This is a genomic window from Pedobacter sp. B4419, assembly GCF_059693725.1.
Window position 1 is genome coordinate 1,842,825 of the sequence record NZ_JCASSL010000001.1, and the last position, 18,306, is coordinate 1,861,130.

Annotated in this window: 11 protein-coding genes; 10 read left to right on the plus strand and 1 reads right to left on the minus strand. The window is 41.2% G+C overall.

The window, feature by feature from the left end:
- Positions 1-9 precede the first annotated feature (9 nt).
- The 6 genes from AC570H_RS07625 (at position 10) to AC570H_RS07650 (ending at position 9,200) form a co-directional block, all read left to right on the plus strand.
- Complete coding sequence (locus AC570H_RS07625; protein WP_497353342.1) at positions 10-1,515, plus strand: RagB/SusD family nutrient uptake outer membrane protein; 1,506 nt, start codon at positions 10-12, stop codon at positions 1,513-1,515.
- 99 nt (positions 1,516-1,614) lie between these two features.
- Positions 1,615-3,039, plus strand: a complete 1,425-nt coding sequence (locus tag AC570H_RS07630) for a PKD domain-containing protein (RefSeq protein WP_497353344.1) — start codon at positions 1,615-1,617, stop codon at positions 3,037-3,039.
- A 53-nt stretch (positions 3,040-3,092) separates the two neighbouring features.
- A complete protein-coding gene (locus AC570H_RS07635; RefSeq protein WP_497353346.1) occupies positions 3,093-3,974 on the plus strand; it encodes a glycoside hydrolase family 16 protein in 882 nt (293 codons plus the stop codon).
- A gap of 293 nt (positions 3,975-4,267) precedes the next feature.
- Entirely contained in the window at positions 4,268-7,036 is a 2,769-nt protein-coding gene (locus AC570H_RS07640; RefSeq protein ID WP_497353348.1) for an outer membrane beta-barrel protein, read from the plus strand.
- A 7-nt stretch (positions 7,037-7,043) separates the two neighbouring features.
- A complete protein-coding gene (locus AC570H_RS07645) occupies positions 7,044-7,811 on the plus strand; it encodes a GLPGLI family protein (protein ID WP_497353350.1) in 768 nt (255 codons plus the stop codon).
- Positions 7,812-7,928: 117 nt separating this feature from the next.
- Positions 7,929-9,200: a hypothetical protein gene (locus AC570H_RS07650; RefSeq protein WP_497353352.1), complete on the plus strand. Its 1,272-nt coding sequence runs from the start codon at positions 7,929-7,931 to the stop codon at positions 9,198-9,200.
- Positions 9,201-9,250: 50 nt separating this feature from the next.
- Here the strand turns inward: AC570H_RS07650 and AC570H_RS07655 are convergent, their stop codons facing one another.
- Positions 9,251-9,604 carry a four helix bundle protein gene (locus tag AC570H_RS07655; protein WP_497353354.1) on the minus strand — a complete coding sequence of 118 codons (354 nt, stop codon included), beginning with the start codon at positions 9,602-9,604 and terminating at the stop codon, positions 9,251-9,253.
- Positions 9,605-9,922: 318 nt separating this feature from the next.
- On the opposite strand from AC570H_RS07655, the gene pyrG reads away from it, so the two are divergent.
- The 4 genes from pyrG (at position 9,923) to AC570H_RS07675 (ending at position 18,208) form a co-directional block, all read left to right on the plus strand.
- The gene (pyrG, locus tag AC570H_RS07660; RefSeq protein ID WP_497353356.1) at positions 9,923-11,539 is read left to right on the plus strand and encodes a CTP synthase; all 1,617 of its coding nucleotides are present in this window, start codon (positions 9,923-9,925) and stop codon (positions 11,537-11,539) included.
- 18 nt (positions 11,540-11,557) lie between these two features.
- Positions 11,558-13,357 carry a membrane protein insertase YidC gene (gene yidC / locus AC570H_RS07665; protein WP_497353358.1) on the plus strand — a complete coding sequence of 600 codons (1,800 nt, stop codon included), beginning with the start codon at positions 11,558-11,560 and terminating at the stop codon, positions 13,355-13,357.
- A 496-nt stretch (positions 13,358-13,853) separates the two neighbouring features.
- Positions 13,854-15,239, plus strand: coding sequence for a PQQ-binding-like beta-propeller repeat protein (locus AC570H_RS07670; RefSeq protein ID WP_497353360.1), 1,386 nt, complete (start codon positions 13,854-13,856; stop codon positions 15,237-15,239).
- A gap of 119 nt (positions 15,240-15,358) precedes the next feature.
- Positions 15,359-18,208, plus strand: a complete 2,850-nt coding sequence (locus AC570H_RS07675) for a S9 family peptidase (RefSeq protein ID WP_497353362.1) — start codon at positions 15,359-15,361, stop codon at positions 18,206-18,208.
- Positions 18,209-18,306: the final 98 nt, after the last annotated feature.

The following is an 18,306-nucleotide window of genomic DNA, read 5'->3' on the forward strand; positions in this document are numbered from 1 at the left end:
TAAATGATAATGAGAAATAAATATATCAAATGCACGCTGGCAATAGTTGCCCTGATGCAGATTCTAGTATCATGTAAAAAAGACTTTTTAGAACTCACGCCAAGAGGAACAACACTCGAAGACAATTTCTATAAAAACGAAACAGAAATGATGCAGGGCGTACTGGCCACTTACGATGTAATGCAATGGGGCACCACCGGAGGCTACACCATGAAAATGCCTTTGCTAAGCGCCGCTTCAGACGATACCTGGGCAGGTGGCAGTAGTGCATCAGACCAGCCGGGCTGGGTTGCCTATGACAACTTTACGCTTACTTCTTTTGTAGGGCCTCAAGGAGGACTATGGAATAAGAACTTTACAGGCATCAACCGTGCCAACTTGATCTTGAGCAAAATCGACAAATCGACTACTTTGAGCGCAGCCTTCAAGACCAGGGCAATTGCTGAAGCCAAGTTTTTAAGAGCTTATTTTTACTTCGATCTGGTAAGGTGGTTTGGAAAAGTGCCTTTAATTACAAAAGTGTTAGAAACCAGCGAACTCTATTCACAGGTTCAATCTACTCCTGCCCAAATATATGCGCAGATAGAAAAAGACCTTAGAGAAGCTATACCAGGCCTTCCTCCTACCATTTCGGCTGCAGACAAAGGACGTATTTCGCAAGGTGCGGCCAAAGCCCAACTGGGAAAAGTATTACTATACCAAAACGACAACGGCAAATTGGCCGAAGCCATTACGCTTTTCGAAGACATTAATAGAGTTGGAAACCCATACGGCTATTCATTGATGCCTAATTATGCCGACATTTTCAATCCGGCCAACAAATTTAATGTAGAATCTATTTTAGAAATTCCGCATTCAAACAATGCGGCATGGACAGATTGGGGTTGGATCAATGGTGGCGAAGGCAATGTAGCCACTCAGTTTATCGGCATGGACAGTTATGTTGGCGATATCTATTCAAGTGGCTGGGGCTTTTGTCCGGTTACCTTAGATTTGGTAAATGCCTTGAAAACCGATCCTCGTTTTGATGCCACCATTATTGACGGTGCCGCACTAAAAGCAACAGGGGCAAAATACAACGAGCGTTACCAAAACACCGGTTATTTCATCAAAAAATATGCGCCATTAAAAGCCTATCGTTCAACTACCGGTGTAGCCGAGCAGAACTGGCCAATCAACGAAATCGAAATTCGTTTGGCCGATACTTATTTGATGGAAGCCGAAGCCCTGACCAAAGCAGGCAGCAACCCTACCCGCGCAAAAGAACTGTTAGACGCAGTTAGGGCAAGAGTTGGCCTAGGCTCTGTAGCAGTTACCTTAGATAACATTTACAACGAGCGCAGGCTAGAGTTGGCCACAGAAGGCCATCGTTTCTTTGATTTGGTACGTACAGGGAAAGCAGTTACTGTATTAGGTCCATTGGGCTTTAAACCAGGAAAAAGCGAATATTTGCCAATTCCTCAAACAGAAATTGATGTAACCAAAGGAGTGATCAAACAAAATCCAGGCTATTAATTAATCGCTACGAAAACATCATGAGCATACCACTCTAAACAGTAATAAATATGCTCATGATAGCTTCATAGCCTTTAAAAACAAATAATATCAATGAAAATGAAATTATTAAAAAACATAAAAGCATCACTATACCTAGGTTTAGCCTTGATGCTAACCGTAATCGCTTCTTGTAAAAAGAGCGAAGTAAGCGGTGAACTTGGCAACATGCCAAGTGCTAGTGAAATCCAGTTTACGGCAACGCCAACAGCTGCCAATCCAAACATTGTTAGTTTTAAAAGTTCCTATAATGGCATAAATGCCTATTGGGATTTTGGCAATGGCACTACGGCAACCGGCAAAGAAGCTCAAGGCTCCTTTCCACTGGCCAATACCTATACTGTAAAATTAACCGTTACAGCAGCGGGTGGTTATTCGGTATCGACCACCAAAACAATAACCATAGCCAATACCAACACCTCGATGTTGAGCGATCCTGAATATACCTTTTTATCAGGCGGTTTAACAAACCCAGCAGGTAAAACTTGGGTAATTGATCAGACCGAGGCTGGTCATTTAGGTGTTGGCCCCATCACTACACAAACACCAGATTGGTATCAGGCCGGACCAAACGAAAAAGTTGGTCTTGGCTTCTACGATGACGAGATGACTTTTAAAATGAGCGCAACTGGCTTAAGCTACGTTTACGACAACAAGGGAGCTACTTTTGCCAATGCCTCAAATGCGCCTGGCATTGGGGGGCCTACAGGCCCTAATGATCCAATGGTAAACTATACCCCTCCAACTAATCTTGGCTGGGCATTAAGCACAACTGGAACTACCAAATTCATCAACATCAGCAACAATGGCTTTATTTCTTATTACCTAGGGGTATCGCAATACCAGATCCTTTCTATCAACAATGATGAAATGTGGTTAAGGTGCTTGGATAAAGCCAATGCAGGAAATGCCTGGTACTTAAAACTCATCAGAAAAGGTTTTGTGAGACCAGTAGTTCCGCCAGTACAAAAACCAATGCAACCTGCTAATCTAACAGACGATTTTCAAAGCGCAAGTGGTGGTATTACTTGGATAGCTGAAGAAATGGACTATACCAGGTCTTATGATAATCCAGCCAAATTCCCAGTGAACACTTCTACAAAAGTGGGTTATTATGAAAAGAGGACTGGCACTGCTGGCCAATATGGCAACTTGAATGTAACCTTACCTTATCGTTTTGACCTCAGTTCTAAAAACAAGATTAGGTTAAAAGTATTCTTCCCTGGCGGCAACGATTTTACTAAAGTTGCTCCAACGGTTTCTATCAAATTGCAAAACTCCTTATTGGGCGGCAATGCTTGGCAAACACAGTTAGAAGTAGTTAAAACCATTACACCTGCACAATACAACAATTGGGTGCAGCTAGAATTTGATTTCTCAAGCGGAGCAAGTCAAACCCTGTACGATAAGATTGTGGTGCAGCTAGGTGGCGAAGGCCATCCAAATCCAGGTCAATTCTACATCGACGATTTCGAATTTAAATAATACACCATGGTCTGGCTTGAACATTTAAGCCAGACCATAAAAATCTAACCCATATGATAATCAAAAGAATAAAAAAAGGATATTTCTTAATCGCGCTCTCCGTAGGTTCGATCATGTCCTGCCAATCCTGTTCATCAGGAAAGGATGTTGAAGGCGCCATTATCATTCCGCCAAAACCTGTAACGGTTGAAGACAAGAATTGGGTTTTCGAAAGCAGTCCAACCTGGGCCGATGAGTTCGATTATTCGGGTTTGCCAACTTCTACCAAATGGGATTACGACCTTGGTGGCAGCGGCTGGGGAAACAATGAAAAGCAGTATTATACCAATTCGTTATCAAATGTGAGCGTAGACAATGGCCTGCTCAGCATTACGGCCAAAAAAGAAAACATGGGCGGCATGTCCTATACTTCTACCCGATTGGTAAGCCGAAACAAACTCGATGTGCTTTATGGCCGTATTGAAGTAAAAGCCAAATTGCCAACCGGCAGAGGAACCTGGCCTGCCATTTGGATGCTGCCCACAGACCGTGCTTATGGCGATTGGCCAAAATCGGGCGAAATAGATATTATGGAGCATGTAGGCTACGACCAAAACAATGTTCATTTTACAACGCATACCGAGGCTTATTACTTTAAAATCAATACCCAAAAAACAAGTACCAAAATGATACCTGACGCCAGTACGGCATTCCACATTTACCGTGTAGATTGGACGCCTTATGCAGTTAGGGGCTATTATGACAACGCCTTGGTGTTTGAATTTGTAAATGAAGGTACTGGTTATAAGGTTTGGCCTTTCGATAAACGTTTCCATTTGCTCATGAACCTGGCCATTGGTGGCGATTGGGGCGGTGCACAAGGCATCGACGATACCATCTTTCCTCAAAAAATGGAAGTAGATTATGTGCGCTATTACAAAATGATAGAGAAATAAATTCATTTAAATCATCCCCTATCTAATGCCCAGCTTTGTCTGGGCATTTTTTTTTTGCAAAACTGTCGTACAGCGCAACGCAAAGCATCTATTCTAAGCGCCATCGAAAACTGAAAACTGCCAATTATTGAATTGTCATTTGGTAAAACTAAATAAATAGTTATATATTAGGCCTCATTAAAACTAAAAATTTAAGAATTAACATTTATTAACAGAATTTAACACTTAAACGTCTCTTAATTAAGTTATTTTCGCTTAACCGAACCAACTATTACCTATTAAAACGCTTTCCTATGCTTAAAAAACTACTCCTGTTAGTTTTGCTGTTCCTTTCTGCCCATGCTGTTTTTGCCCAAAAGGCAAGTATCAAAGGCTTAGTGGTAGATACCATCGAAAAAAAGAAGCTCAAAAACAGCTCCATCCTCCTCATCAGAAGCAAAGACTCCATCCTTGTGAAATCGGTTAGGGCAAATGCCGAAGGCGAATTCGAATTGGGCAATCTCAAAAAAGGAGATTACAGCTTATTGATTTCCTATCCTAAAATGGCTGATTTTGTACGTGACATCCGTTTAACCGACAGTTCCAAATTTAACCTTGGTCCTATCCACATGGAAACCAAAACATTTTTGCTGAACGAAGTAATTGTAAGGGCACAAAAAGAAGCCATCAGGATGAAAGGCGATACCATTGTTTACCAGGCAGACAGCTTTGCCGTAAAGCCGAATGCCAATGTGCAGGACCTGTTGCGAAGGCTACCAGGTATCGAAGTAGATAAAAATGGAGCCATTAAGGCTGCTGGTGAAGACGTGAATACCGTTTTGGTAGAAGGCGAAGAGTTTTTTGGCGACGATCCTTTGTTAGCCACCAAATACCTTAAGGCGAGTTCGGTATCTGAAGTACAGGTTTACGACAAGAAAAGCAAGGAAGCTGAGCTTACGGGTATAGAAGACGGCAAAAAAGACAAAATCATTAACATCAAGCTAAAAGAAAACGCCAAAAACGGCTATCTCTCTACCCTCGATGCCAACAGCGACCTCGACCATTATAAAAACCTGGGAGGCATGTTTGGAGTTTATAAGGGCAAGCTCAAAGCCGCTGTTTTCGGCAATACCACCAATCTCAACCAGGATTCGAAAGTCACATCGGCCATGTCAAAGCTCAAAGGCAACGATTATGATGTAATTGAAGTGGGCGATGACGGCAGCACCATGATGATCTCTTATGGTGGCGATAACGACGATTACTTCTCTCCCACCAATGGCCTGCCTGATTACAGGGCTTATGGCGCACATTTCTCGGATAAATGGAATGAAAATAAACTGGCTTTAAAGCTCAATTATAAAAACAATGATACCGAAGTTTTAGACAACAGAACTTCTAACGGACAGCGTTTGCTGCCCAACGGCACCAACTTCTTTAGTTCGGGCAATTCGACAGAGAACAGCAACAAAGGTGGCCAATCGCTTAAAGGAAATGTAGACATCACCTTGGATTCGCTTTCTACCATGAAAATCTCCTTTTCGGGAAAGACCAGCTACAACAAAAACAATGCGACCAACAACAATCAATCCCTCAATGACCAAGGCTTATTTGTAAGCAAGAACAACCAGCTCAACAGTACCGATACCGACAGCGAGTTGTTTAATGGCAACATCAACTACACCAGAAAATCGAAGAAAAAAGGCAGGACATTATCAATTGATTTGCAACCTGAAACACAAAACAGCGACGGCTTTGAAAACAGTAAAAACTTAACCAATTATTATGATGACCAAGGCGTGGTTAACCGCACCGAAAATCTCGATTTGTTTAAAGACAATGCCAGCAAGCAAACTTCTTTGGGCACCCGTATTTCATATACCGAGCCATTGGGCAAAAATTGGCAGCTGCAAACAGCCTATAGCTTTAAAACCGTGGTTTCGAGCAGCAACAGAATGGTTTTCGACAACCTGCAAAACAGAAAACGCGTCGATTCGCTGAGCAACAATTTCGATTTTAATAACTTCTCCAATATCGGCAAGGTGGTATTGCAATACCGCGCACAAAAGTTCTCTATTTCTGGTGGTGTAGAAGCTACTCAAACCAGCTTCGAATTGGATGACATCGACAGAAACAACAAGTTCAACAGAAACTATTTAAACTGGGCACCAAGAGGCAATTTCAATTACAAAATAAATAAAAGCACCAGCTTTTCTGTCAACTATAGTGGCAATACCAGTCAGCCAAGCCTTGACCAGTTGCAACCGATCAGACAAATCAACAACCCTTTGTACCAAGTGGTGGGTAATGCCAATTTAAGGCCATCGTTCAACAACAGTATCAGCATCAATTTCAATAGCTATCAATTTAAATCAGAGCAGTTTATGTATGGTTATATCAGTTATAATTTTACCAAAAATGCCATCGTTAACACACAAACAATTGACGAGTTTAACAAAACGATAAGCAGTTATACCAACCTCAATGGCAACAACAGCATTTATGCAAGTGCCTCTTATCAAAAAGGCTTCAGCAAACTGCACCTAAGAACCAGTTTCAGCGTAAGCTATAACAGCTCAAACTATGTTTCCATCCTCAACAGCAAGCTTAACAAAAACTTTAATGGTCAGTGGAATTTAAGGCCTGGCATTAGCTATTATACGGATAAGGTTCAGTTCAATTACAATCCTTCTATTACTTTTTTAAACAGCAATTCGTCGTTAGGATCAATTAATAACGGTAAAAGTTATACCCACAACCACGAAATTAGCGGCACCATCGAATTGCCATACAAAACAGAGTTCAATACCAGCATTTCATTATCTTACCGTCCTGCCAACCAGTCGTTTAATACACCATTGAACGTAGCTTTGTGGAACTGCTACATTTCTAAGAAGATGCTGCCAACAGATGCGCTCGAAATGAAACTATCGGTTTCTGATATTCTGAACCAAAAAATTGGCTACAACCGTTATGTAGGTGGCAACTACATCAACGAAACCACCTTCAGCTATATCCCAAGATATGTGTTGATAGGCCTAACCTATAACCTAAGCGGCAACTTTGTTAAAGCAAGCAAATAAGAATCACATGAAGACAGCAATCATAACTACCCTACTTACATTTGGTTTATTCGTTGCAAAGGCGCAACAGGTTTTTGTAAGCAGTGCGAAAATTACCTTCGAGAAAAAAGTAAACCTGCAAAGACAGATGGCCGATAACACTTGGCTATCAGACGATGCCAAGGATAAAATGAAAAAATATGTAAGCACCTTTTGGGAATACAGTTTTAACGAAACCACTTCGCTTTACAAGGCCCAAAAGAAAGAAAGCCAGGTAAGCGACAACAATATGTTTATGTTCTCTTCTGGCGAAAGCACGGCCCAGATGTATACCGATCTGAGCAAAGGCTCGAGGATCATCAAAAAACCGGTGATGGGCGAAGATTATATCCTTACCGATACCGTGCCTCACGTAGACTGGAAAATTATCCACGACGTACGCAAAATTGCAGGTTATGATTGTCGCAAGGCGATTGGCGTAATTAACGACACGGTTTATGTAGTCGCCTTTTATACCGATGACATTTTGTTTAAAGGAGGTCCAGAGGGATTTACAGGCTTGCCAGGCATGATTTTGGGCATGGCCATCCCAAGATACAACACCACTTGGTTTGCGACCAAGGTTGAAGCCGTTAACGTACCTGTAGTGAGCATTACAGAACCGAGCAAGGGCAAAAGAGCAGACAACGAGAAGGATTTCAAGAAAATGATAGAACTCTATACCAGATACGACGATAAAAAGAACCCGCGTAAAATAGAAGACATCAAAAAGAATATCTATAGCTTGTTTCTGTAGCCGATGGCCATAGCTAAGACCGATAAAGATCATAACTATTGACCATTAACTATAGGCCATAGACTAAAACTATGGACTCATAATTGCTTAGTTTTGATCGCACAAGAAAGCTTTGCCATGAAAAAACTACTCCTTTTCGCCTTCCTTATCATTTCTCAAGCTGCAGCGGCACAGGTTTTCCTTAAAAAGAAGCCAGCTAATGAAAAAGCGGCCGTCAGTTTTACCGAGCCGACCATAAGTGTCGCTTTTTTTGGAAAGGATGACCTTAGCCCTGCCTTTAAAAAGCATCAGCTAAAAGGCAAAGAGATCAATGCCTACTTTGGAGCTGTTTATGATAATTTCCCGATATTTAATATAGGCGATTCCAAACTGATCGAATACCAAAACAGTGCAGGCCGCTTCTATTTTTACAGGCCCAATACCAAAAAAGCCTTTGGCATGGTGCTTTCGAACGGCAAAGACCAGCCGATTGTAGTGTACAACCCAGATCAGTACCTCAAAACAATCAAAACCTACCTCAACATTGCAAATGCCGATTATTTGGTTCCCAAAACCTTAAATGCCAAAAACGAACGCAGCATGCAGGAAGAGATTGCCCAAATCAGGAAAAGCACTTTTGTTCCCGATCAGGCTTATGCCCAAAAGCTGCTCGGCAATGCAAATACCGTTCACTACATGAAGCCATTTAAAAACAATGGTCCCCAGTTGAAATGCAATACCAGGATATATGAAATGTTCACCGATAGTTCAATGACCGTCAAATCGCCTTACGGTGCATCCTATCTGTACAACGATAAAAACGAGCTGGTTAAAATGGAAAACCTGACCAATGGCAAACCAAGTGGCTCGTCAAAATATGTTCGCAACAAATATGGGCTGATCGAATTCTTGATTACGGACTTTTCTACTTCGACAGACACCACCCAATTTATTTACGAGGCCGACAAATACCACACCATCAGCAGTACAAATGGCGTTCCCTACAGCTTTGAAACCTTTTTTCTTAACGATTACAAGCAATGCGTACGCAGGTTTTCGAAAAGAGCAGATCAAAGCATCGTATGGGACATCTATTACATTTACGACCATTTAGGGCGTATTGTAAGAGAAAGCCAATCAGACAGCGAAATGATTTACAACTATAACAGCGATAAGGATGAGCTCTTTTCGTCTTTTAGTTCCTACAGTTTAAATCCGAGGAAACTCATGATCAACAATGAAATGATCAGAACGCCGAGCAAGCAGACTTTTATAGGCAGGGATGGCGATCAGAAACAGACATTTAAGTCAATTACCTATACCGAAAAAGATGGGGCTATCAAAACCTATTCTTATGATAAGGACAACAAGCTAACTTCGGTAAGTGTGATGAGATGTGATAGTCAATAGTTCATGGCCAATAGTTGATGGTTTGGTTGCTTAGGTTTCTTTTCCAGCAATTAAATTAATGATGACCTTAGTTTAGAAATCATTTTGCAGAGTTCATCATACTCTTTATAAAGTCTTTTGAATTCAAGATCAGAAATATAATTCCTCTTCAAAGCCATGAACAAACAGCTGACTACCTCAAGCGCCGAGCGAAGCGAATAAGTAAGAAATCGTTTAAATTCGGCACTCGACTGACCGATACATCCTTCTGCAATATTCAGATTGACAGAATCTGCAGCTTTTTTAATTTGATTGCTTAAACTAAACCATTCAATTTTTGGAAATTGTTTGGCTAACAAATCAATCTCATTACTCAAGTCTAAAGAAATTTCCCACACTTTTAAAGTCTCGAATTTGAAAGGCATATCATCTGGTTTTCATTAAAAATAGCGTCAAAAAAACTTTTTTTCGAAGATTTTTAAACAATTAACTACCAGCTAATAAGCACTAAATCTTACGATATCATATTTTCTGTTAACGCACAATATTTAACTACTAAATCAATGTCCTGTATCAAATCTCAACCATCAACTATGGACCATTGACCATAGACCTTTTCAGACAAGCAAATAATTTATTTAACAAAAAAGCATTCCAAAATCAGAATTTTATGTACCTTTGTATCCCGTACAAAAACAATTAAAAAGGCTATAAAGCCCGATTAATTTCACAAATTCTCAAACATGACTAAGTATATTTTTGTTACGGGCGGTGTTACTTCCTCATTAGGCAAGGGCATCATTTCCGCTTCATTAGCCAAACTTTTACAAGCAAGAGGTTACAACGTAACCATCCAAAAATTCGACCCTTACATCAACATTGATCCGGGTACATTGAACCCTTATGAGCATGGCGAATGTTATGTGACCGAAGATGGTGCAGAAACAGACTTAGACTTAGGTCACTATGAGCGTTTTTTAAATACGCCAACCTCACAGGCCAACAACATTACAACTGGCCGCATCTATCAAAATGTAATCAACAAAGAACGCCAGGGCGATTATTTGGGCAAAACCGTGCAGGTGGTGCCTCACATCACCGACGAGATCAAGCGTAACATGCGCATCTTGGGCGAAAGCGGCAACTACGACATCGTAATTACCGAATTAGGTGGTACCGTAGGCGATATCGAATCACTGCCGTTTATTGAAGCCGTACGTCAATTTAAATGGGAAGAAGGTTCTTCAAATGCAATCGTAATTCATTTGACCTTAATTCCGTTCTTGGCGGCTGCAGGCGAGTTGAAAACCAAACCTACACAGCACTCGGTTAAGGCACTTTTAGAATATGGTATCCAGCCAGATATCTTGGTTTGCCGTACCGAACACCACATCAGTGCCGATATCAGAAAAAAAATTGCACTTTTCTGTAACGTTAACATCAATGCAGTAATCGAATCAATAGATGCATCCTCTATTTACAGCGTGCCTCTGTTGATGATGAAAGAACAACTGGACAAAACGGTGCTGACCAAACTAAAGCTGCCTCAAAAACACGAGCCAGACATGGAAAGCTGGAAAGATTTCTTGGGCCGCTTGAAAAACCCTACCGCCGAAGTAAGAATCGGACTAGTAGGCAAGTATGTAGAACTACCTGATGCCTATAAATCAATTAGCGAAGCTTTTATTCACGCAGGTGCGAAAAACGAATGCAAGGTTCGTGTTGAGTTTATTCCTTCAGAAAGCATTTACCCAGAAAACGTAAAAGAGAAATTGGGTCATTTGCAAGGTGTTTTAGTGGCACCAGGTTTTGGCAGCCGCGGCATTGAAGGCAAAATAGAAGCCATTAAATATGTACGCGAACACGAAATTCCTTTCTTTGGCATCTGCTTGGGTATGCAATGTGCGGTTATTGAATATGGCCGTCATGTATTGGGCTTAAAAAATGCCAACACCACCGAGATAGACGAGCATACTGAAAATCCGGTAATCAACATGATGGAAGATCAAAAAAATATCACAACCAAGGGAGGCACCATGCGTTTGGGCGCTTATCCTTGCGATATTAAAAAAGGCACCAAAGCTTTCCATGCCTATGGTAAACAACATATTACCGAAAGACACAGGCATCGCTACGAATTTAACAACGCGTACCTTGAGCAATATGAAGAAGCGGGAATGATTGCTTCAGGCATCAATCCAGCCAGTAATTTGGTAGAAATTATCGAGCTTAAAAACCATCCTTTCTTTGTTGGCGGACAGTTTCACCCAGAATTAAAGTCAACAGTTGCAAATCCTCACCCACTTTTTGTTAAATTTGTCGCCGCTGCAATGGAGCATGCTAAGAAAAAAGCAAATTAATACGTTTAAAACAACATAATGGATAGAAATACATTTACAGGTCTGTTCCTGATCATGGTAATTTTAGGAGCAGCTGTTTTTTTCATGAAGCCTAGCGAGGCCGAAATCAAAAAGGAAAGAGAAAAAATAACAGCAGATTCGCTCAAAAAAGTTGGGGCGAAAGCTGCAGCAACCCAAAATAAAGTTGTAACTCCTGCTCAGCCAGATTCGGCTGCATTAAAAGGCCCATTTGGTGGCAACATTAACGGTACGGTTCAGACTTCGGTTTTAGAAAACGAAAACCTGAAACTGACTTTAACCAATCTGGGTGGTAAAATCCTCTCGGCCGAAGTTAAAGGAGAACATACTTATGGTGGCAAACCATTGATTCTATTTGAAGGGAACGACAATAAATTTGGCCTTAACCTGAATATCGGCGGCAAAATTGTCAATACCAACACCTTATATTTTACCGCTACACAAAATGCAGGCAACATTACCATGCGTGCCAATTATAGTGGCGATAAGTATATCGAGTTTAGCTACGGTTTAAAGCCAAAAAGCAACAATGTAGATTTCAACATCAGCTTAAACGGCTTAAACCAAGTGATACAAGGCAACAATGTAAGCTTAAACTGGGAAGCCACTTTGCTAGAGCAAGAGAAATCTGCCAAAAAAGAGCAAGAACACTCTGGCCCTTACTATAAATATATAGAGAAAACACCAGACCACGTGAGCTTGCACAAAGACGAAAAAGTAGAACTGAAAGAAGGCAAAATCGAATGGTTTTCTTTCAAAGAGCACTTCTTCTCGGCGGTATTAATTCCTCAAGCCCCTTTTGAAAAAGGAGACCTGGAAGTTAAGGTGCTTACTGAACCTGGAAAAATCAAATGGTATGGTGCCAATATGCAGTTGCCGTTCAGCCAATTGGCCACCCAAAGCTATCCAATGACTTTCTATTTCGGAACCAACAAGTTCTCTACCCTAAAAGAACAGGGACACGAATTGGAGAAACAAGTAGATATGGGTTACTGGCCTTTGAAATACATCAACAGGTTTGTGGTATTGCCAGTATTTAACTTGCTAGAGAGCTTTGGCTGGGGTTATGGCCTGATCATTTTGGTATTAACCATTTTGCTTAAATTAGCCATGTCGCCACTAACCTACAAATCGTACATCTCGATGGCCAAAATGCGAATTTTGAAACCAGAAATGGATGAGATCAAAGCTAAAGTAGGCGAAGACAATGCTACCCTTTTGCAACAAGAATACCTCAAGCTGTATAAAAAAGTAGGCGTAAATCCATTGGGTGGCTGTTTGCCGATGTTATTGCAATTGCCTTTTGTAATGGCTTTCTTCTTCTTCTTTCCGAACTTGTTCGAGCTGAGGGGCGAAAGCTTTTTATGGATGCGCGATCTGTCTACTTATGATGATTTCATCAAATTTGGCTTTAACATACCATTTATTGGCGACCACTTGAGCTTAATGTGTATTTTGATGACCATCTCTACGTTGATCTATACCTATTTCAACAACCAGATTTCTGGAGCAACCGGTCAAATGAAATACATCGGCTACATTATGCCAATCATCTTCTTGGGTGTATTGAACAGTTATCCATCAGGTTTGAACTATTACTATTTCTTGGCTAACATGCTCACCTTCTTGCAACAGTTCTTGATCAGGAAAATGGTTAACGACGATAAAATCCATGCAATTTTGCAAGAAAACAAAACAAAGCCTCAAACAGAGAAGAAAAAATCTAAGTTCCAAACCCGCTTAGACGATTACATGAGAGCGCAACAACAAGCACAAACTCAACAAAAAAAGAAAAAATAAGCGCTAAATAGCATTTGAAAGGCATCCTTCGGGATGCTTTTTTTTGTTGTGTTCAATTTTAGCGAGAAACATGAACCCTTAACAGCTCATTGAGAACCATTCGACTGTTTTGGAGCGCAATACTTTTGCCATTGTTAAAGGCAGTCCCGCTTTCCGCTGTATTTTTTTTGCCTTGGCTGCAAAAAAGGATGCCGCTTCAATCGGGGCTATTCAAATGGGGCAGTGCACTGGATAAACAACATAAACCTGATTGGCGCGAACACGGAGCCGAAGCAGGAGGCGGAGTAAAGCAAAAAGCAGGGCTGTTCTGACATAGCCGTACCAACTCTCATTTTCAAATCAAAAACAAATAGGCTTTTTCAGCTTATGATTTTCAGCCTGCAGTTTGAATTGACGGTTTGAGTTCACAAAATAACTGTTACATTTTTTATTTCTGGCGCTTTCAAAAAACAATGGCTTCAAATTTGTGCTTCATCAAATTACAATTTGAGCATGCATGAAAAAACTATCCCTTATCTTGAGCATTATCCTTTTAGTGGGCCTTTATACACAGGCGCAACAAAAATCGAGCGCCAACCCTAAGAAACCAGTCATTAAAAAGCCGAAAAGGCCTGCTCCGCCACTTCCACCACCAAAACTCATCGTTCCTGCTCCTCCAATAGAAAAAAGGGTTGATTCGGAGCCAACGGTAGCCGCCCCTTCGCCTGCCCCGCCAATGGCTGTTCCCGTGGTTAGAGACAACCTCGACAACCCCAATTCCAACAATAAAATCCTTACTGAGGGCGATATGGTGTTTACAAAGGTTTCGGGCAATGTAAATACAGCCGATAAGCTTCAACAGGATGCCTTGCTCATTTATGGCAGCAACGGCACGGTGCTTTCTTACAATTTGGCAACGAAAAAAACAAACTGGACTTATAAGGAACCCAATATCGATAACAGCAGTGCCAACAAGTTCACCATAGAAAATGCGGTGGCTTATGTACCTTTTGTTGACGGTACCATTACCGCTTTAAACCTCAATACCGGTAAAACCTATTGGAAATCCAAAATTGGCTTAAAAGGCGACGAAAGAATGTTGCTGAGGCGACAAACGGCCTTAACAAGTGGCAATCTGCTTTATATAGCATCTAGAAACACAAATTTCTATGCAATAAACAAGATAAATGGCGAACTAAAGTGGAACTACAGGTTGCAGTACGAGTACAATATTTATCCGCCAGTTGTGGCCAATAATGAAGTATTCATCAACAATGCCCCATATATTTACAAGTTTGATGCACAAACCGGCAAAGCCATTTGGCAAAGAAATTTCGGGAAGGCCATGTATGCCAAAATGATCACCGATGGACAACGCGTGTATGCAACGAATGAGAGCCGTACATTATTTGCCATAGATCCACGAGACAAATCGACCATCAACTGGGAGTTTAATCTGCTAGATAACCAATATGGCGTTGATGAAAACATTATGTTAGATAATGGCATCATTTATTTGGCCGGAAAAGGAAATCCGGGCTCTAAGGCTTCTTCTGTATATGCCCTCGATGCTGCTGAAGGAAAAGTAATCTGGAAAGCAGATCTACCGGTAGAGGAAATAGAAACCCTGAACCTCATCGATGGAAAAATTATTGGCTATCTTAAAGACCAGCTCTTTATCTTGGAAAGCAAAACTGGAAAAGAAATCCTAAAGGTAAATCCGACCGAAAAACCCATTTCCAATATCATTGCCGCTAGCGGTCAAAACTTGATCTACGTAAGCAAAAACGGCATTGTAGCTTATAATTTAGACAATAAGAAATTTGATTTAACCCCTATTGCACCTTTAAAAACAGATAAGACAGACAATCAAACTGCCATCAAATGGTTAAAAGCTAATTAAAATTAGTGGGTAGGGCCTTAATTAATTTGTAAAATTTGACGTACAGATTCAATAATGTGCATAAAATTTACAATTTTTAAGTTTCGATAAGGCCAAACACCCTATAACTAATTTAAATTATGCAAAAAAAACTAACCTTACTTTTTTTATTGTTTGCCAGTGTTGCTTACGCTCAAAAAAGACCACTAGACCATTCGGTTTACGACACTTGGGAAAATGTAGGCGCCAAGCAGCTGACCAAAAACGGCCTATGGGCTGCCTATAGCATTAACCAGCAAGAAGGCGATGCCAGTCTTTACCTGCAAGAAACCGTAACCGCACAAAAAATAAAAGTGCCAAGAGCCAGTTTTGCGCAGTTTAGCGCCGACTCTAAGTTTGCGGCCTTTTCTATCAAGCCTTTTTTTAAGGATACCCGATTGGCAAAAATCAAAAAAAAGAAACCAGACGACATGACCAAGGATACATTGGGCATTGCCAACCTAACCACTTTGGCAGTTACCAAAATTCCTCGCGTTAAATCGTTCAAGTTTCCTGAAAATGGAGCTGCCTTATTAGCTTATAACCTAGAAAAAGCACCTGATACCAGCAAAAAAGCAAAACCTGCCGCTCAGGGCAGCGAACCTAAAAACGACGGCGAAGATTTATATTTCGCCGATGACGAACCAGCAGGTGGCGCAGCAAAAGAAGGTACAGACCTCATTCTTAAAAACCTAACTACCGGACAGGAACGTGTGTTCAAGTTTGTAAGCGATTTTAGCTTTAGCAAAGACGGTAAATCATTGGTTTTCGCCTGCACAGGTTCAAAAAAAGACAAAGATGCGCAACAAGGTGTATTCTTGTTGAATACTGAAAAAGGCACTTTAAAAACCTTGGTTAAAGGCAAGGGAAATTTCAAAGGCTTTACCTTCGACGATGAAAGCGAACATTTGGCATTTTTAGGAGAAACCAGTCCAGAAAAGGCAGAAATTAAGGATTTCAATGTTTACTACAACTCACCTACTTTAGATACTGCACAGATTTTGGTTGATGGCGATATGCCAGGCATGCCTGCTAAATATGCAGTAAGTGGCGATGGCCGATTGAACTTTAGCAAAGACGGCAACAAGTTGTTCTTCGGAATTGCGCCAATCAAAAAGGCAAAAGATACCACTTTGGTTGACTTCGAAAATGCGAAGCTCGATATTTGGGGCTATAAAGATGACTACCTGCAGCCAATGCAGCTGAAAAACTTAGATAGAGACCTTAAGAGAAGCTTTCTAACTGTAATCGACATCTATAGCCCTGATGCTAAAATCGTTCCCCTAACCGACGTAAAACTACCTGATGCCAGCATGATCAACGAAGGCGATGCGAACTTTGTATTGGCCTCTACCGATTATGGCAATCGCATTGCCTCGCAATGGACTGGTGGTTCACAACGCGATTATTACCTGGTAGATGTAAAAACAGGTGCACGCAAGAAAATAATCGAAGGTTTGAATGGGATTGCTGCTCCTTCGCCCGGTGGCAACTATGTGCTTTATTTCGATAAGAAAACAGGCATTTGGAATACCTACCAGATTGCTACAGGCAAAGTAACGCCACTAAATACTGGAATGGCGGTTAAATTTTATGACGAAGATAACGACGTTCCAGATCTGCCAAACAGCTACGGCTCAGCCGGATGGTTGGAAGAAGACAAATTGGTATACCTATATGACCGTTATGACATTTGGGCATTTTCTCCAGATGGAAAAAGCGCACCTAAAAACATTACAGCTGGTTTTGGTCGCCAAAACAACCTGACCTTCCGTGCCGAAAGAGTGGATCCAGATGCCAGGTTCTTCACCAAAAAAGATGTGCTTTGGTTAGACGCCTTGAACAATGCCACCAAAGAAAACGGTTTTTACCGCAAGGCAATCAGTAATGATAAAGCCCCAGAACTGGTAATTATGGCTCCTGCCAAATACTCTAACCTGGTAAAAGCCAAAGATGCCGATATCTACATCTACGATAAGGGAAGCTACGTAAACTCTCCTGATGTGTACATTTCGAAAGACCTTAAAACAGCCACTAAATTAAGCAGTACCAATCCGCAGCAAGGCAACTACAACTGGGGAACTGCCGAGTTGGTGAAATGGACTACACCAAAAGGTTATAAATCTGAAGGTATCCTGTACAAACCAGAGAACTTCGATCCGAATAAAAAATACCCGATGATTGTTTATTTCTACGAAAAACTATCTGACGGCTTATACACTTACAATGCGCCTTCGCCTACCCCATCGCGCTTAAACATTCCTTTCTTTGTGAGCAATGGCTATTTGGTATTTGCACCAGATATCAGCTATGAAACTGGTCACCCAGGCAAATCTGCCGAAGAGTTTATCAACTCAGGCGTAGAGAGCCTTAAGAAAAACGCATGGGTTGATGGTACTAAAATTGGTATCCAAGGCCAAAGTTGGGGCGGTTACCAAGTAGCCCACCTCATTACGGCTACCAACATGTATGCAGCGGCCTGGGCAGGTGCGCCGGTAGTAAACATGACTTCTGCCTATGGTGGTATCCGTTGGGAAAGCGGCATGAACAGACAGTTCCAATACGAAAAAACACAAAGCCGTATCGGTGCTACACTTTGGGAAAAGCCAGAGCTATACATTGAGAACTCTCCATTATTCAACTTGCCAAAAGTTACTACTCCGGTAGTGATCATGTCAAACGATGCAGATGGAGCAGTGCCATGGTACCAAGGTATCGAGATGTTTACGGGCCTTAAGCGTTTAGGCAAGCCGGTTTGGTTGCTGAACTACAATAACGAGGCACACAACCTGGTACAGCGCCAAAACAGAAAAGACATCCAAATTCGTGAGCAGCAATTCTTCGATTACTATTTAAAAGGTGCCAAAGCACCGGTTTGGATGGTGAGCGGCGTTCCTGCAACAGAAAAAGGAAAAACATGGGGTTTTGAATTAACCGACGAGAAACCTTAAGCAGTTAGCAGTTCCAATAAACTAATGAGCTAATGAACTAATGAACCAATAAACTCATAAGCAGAGGCAATCTTTTTAAACAAAGATTGCCTCTTTTT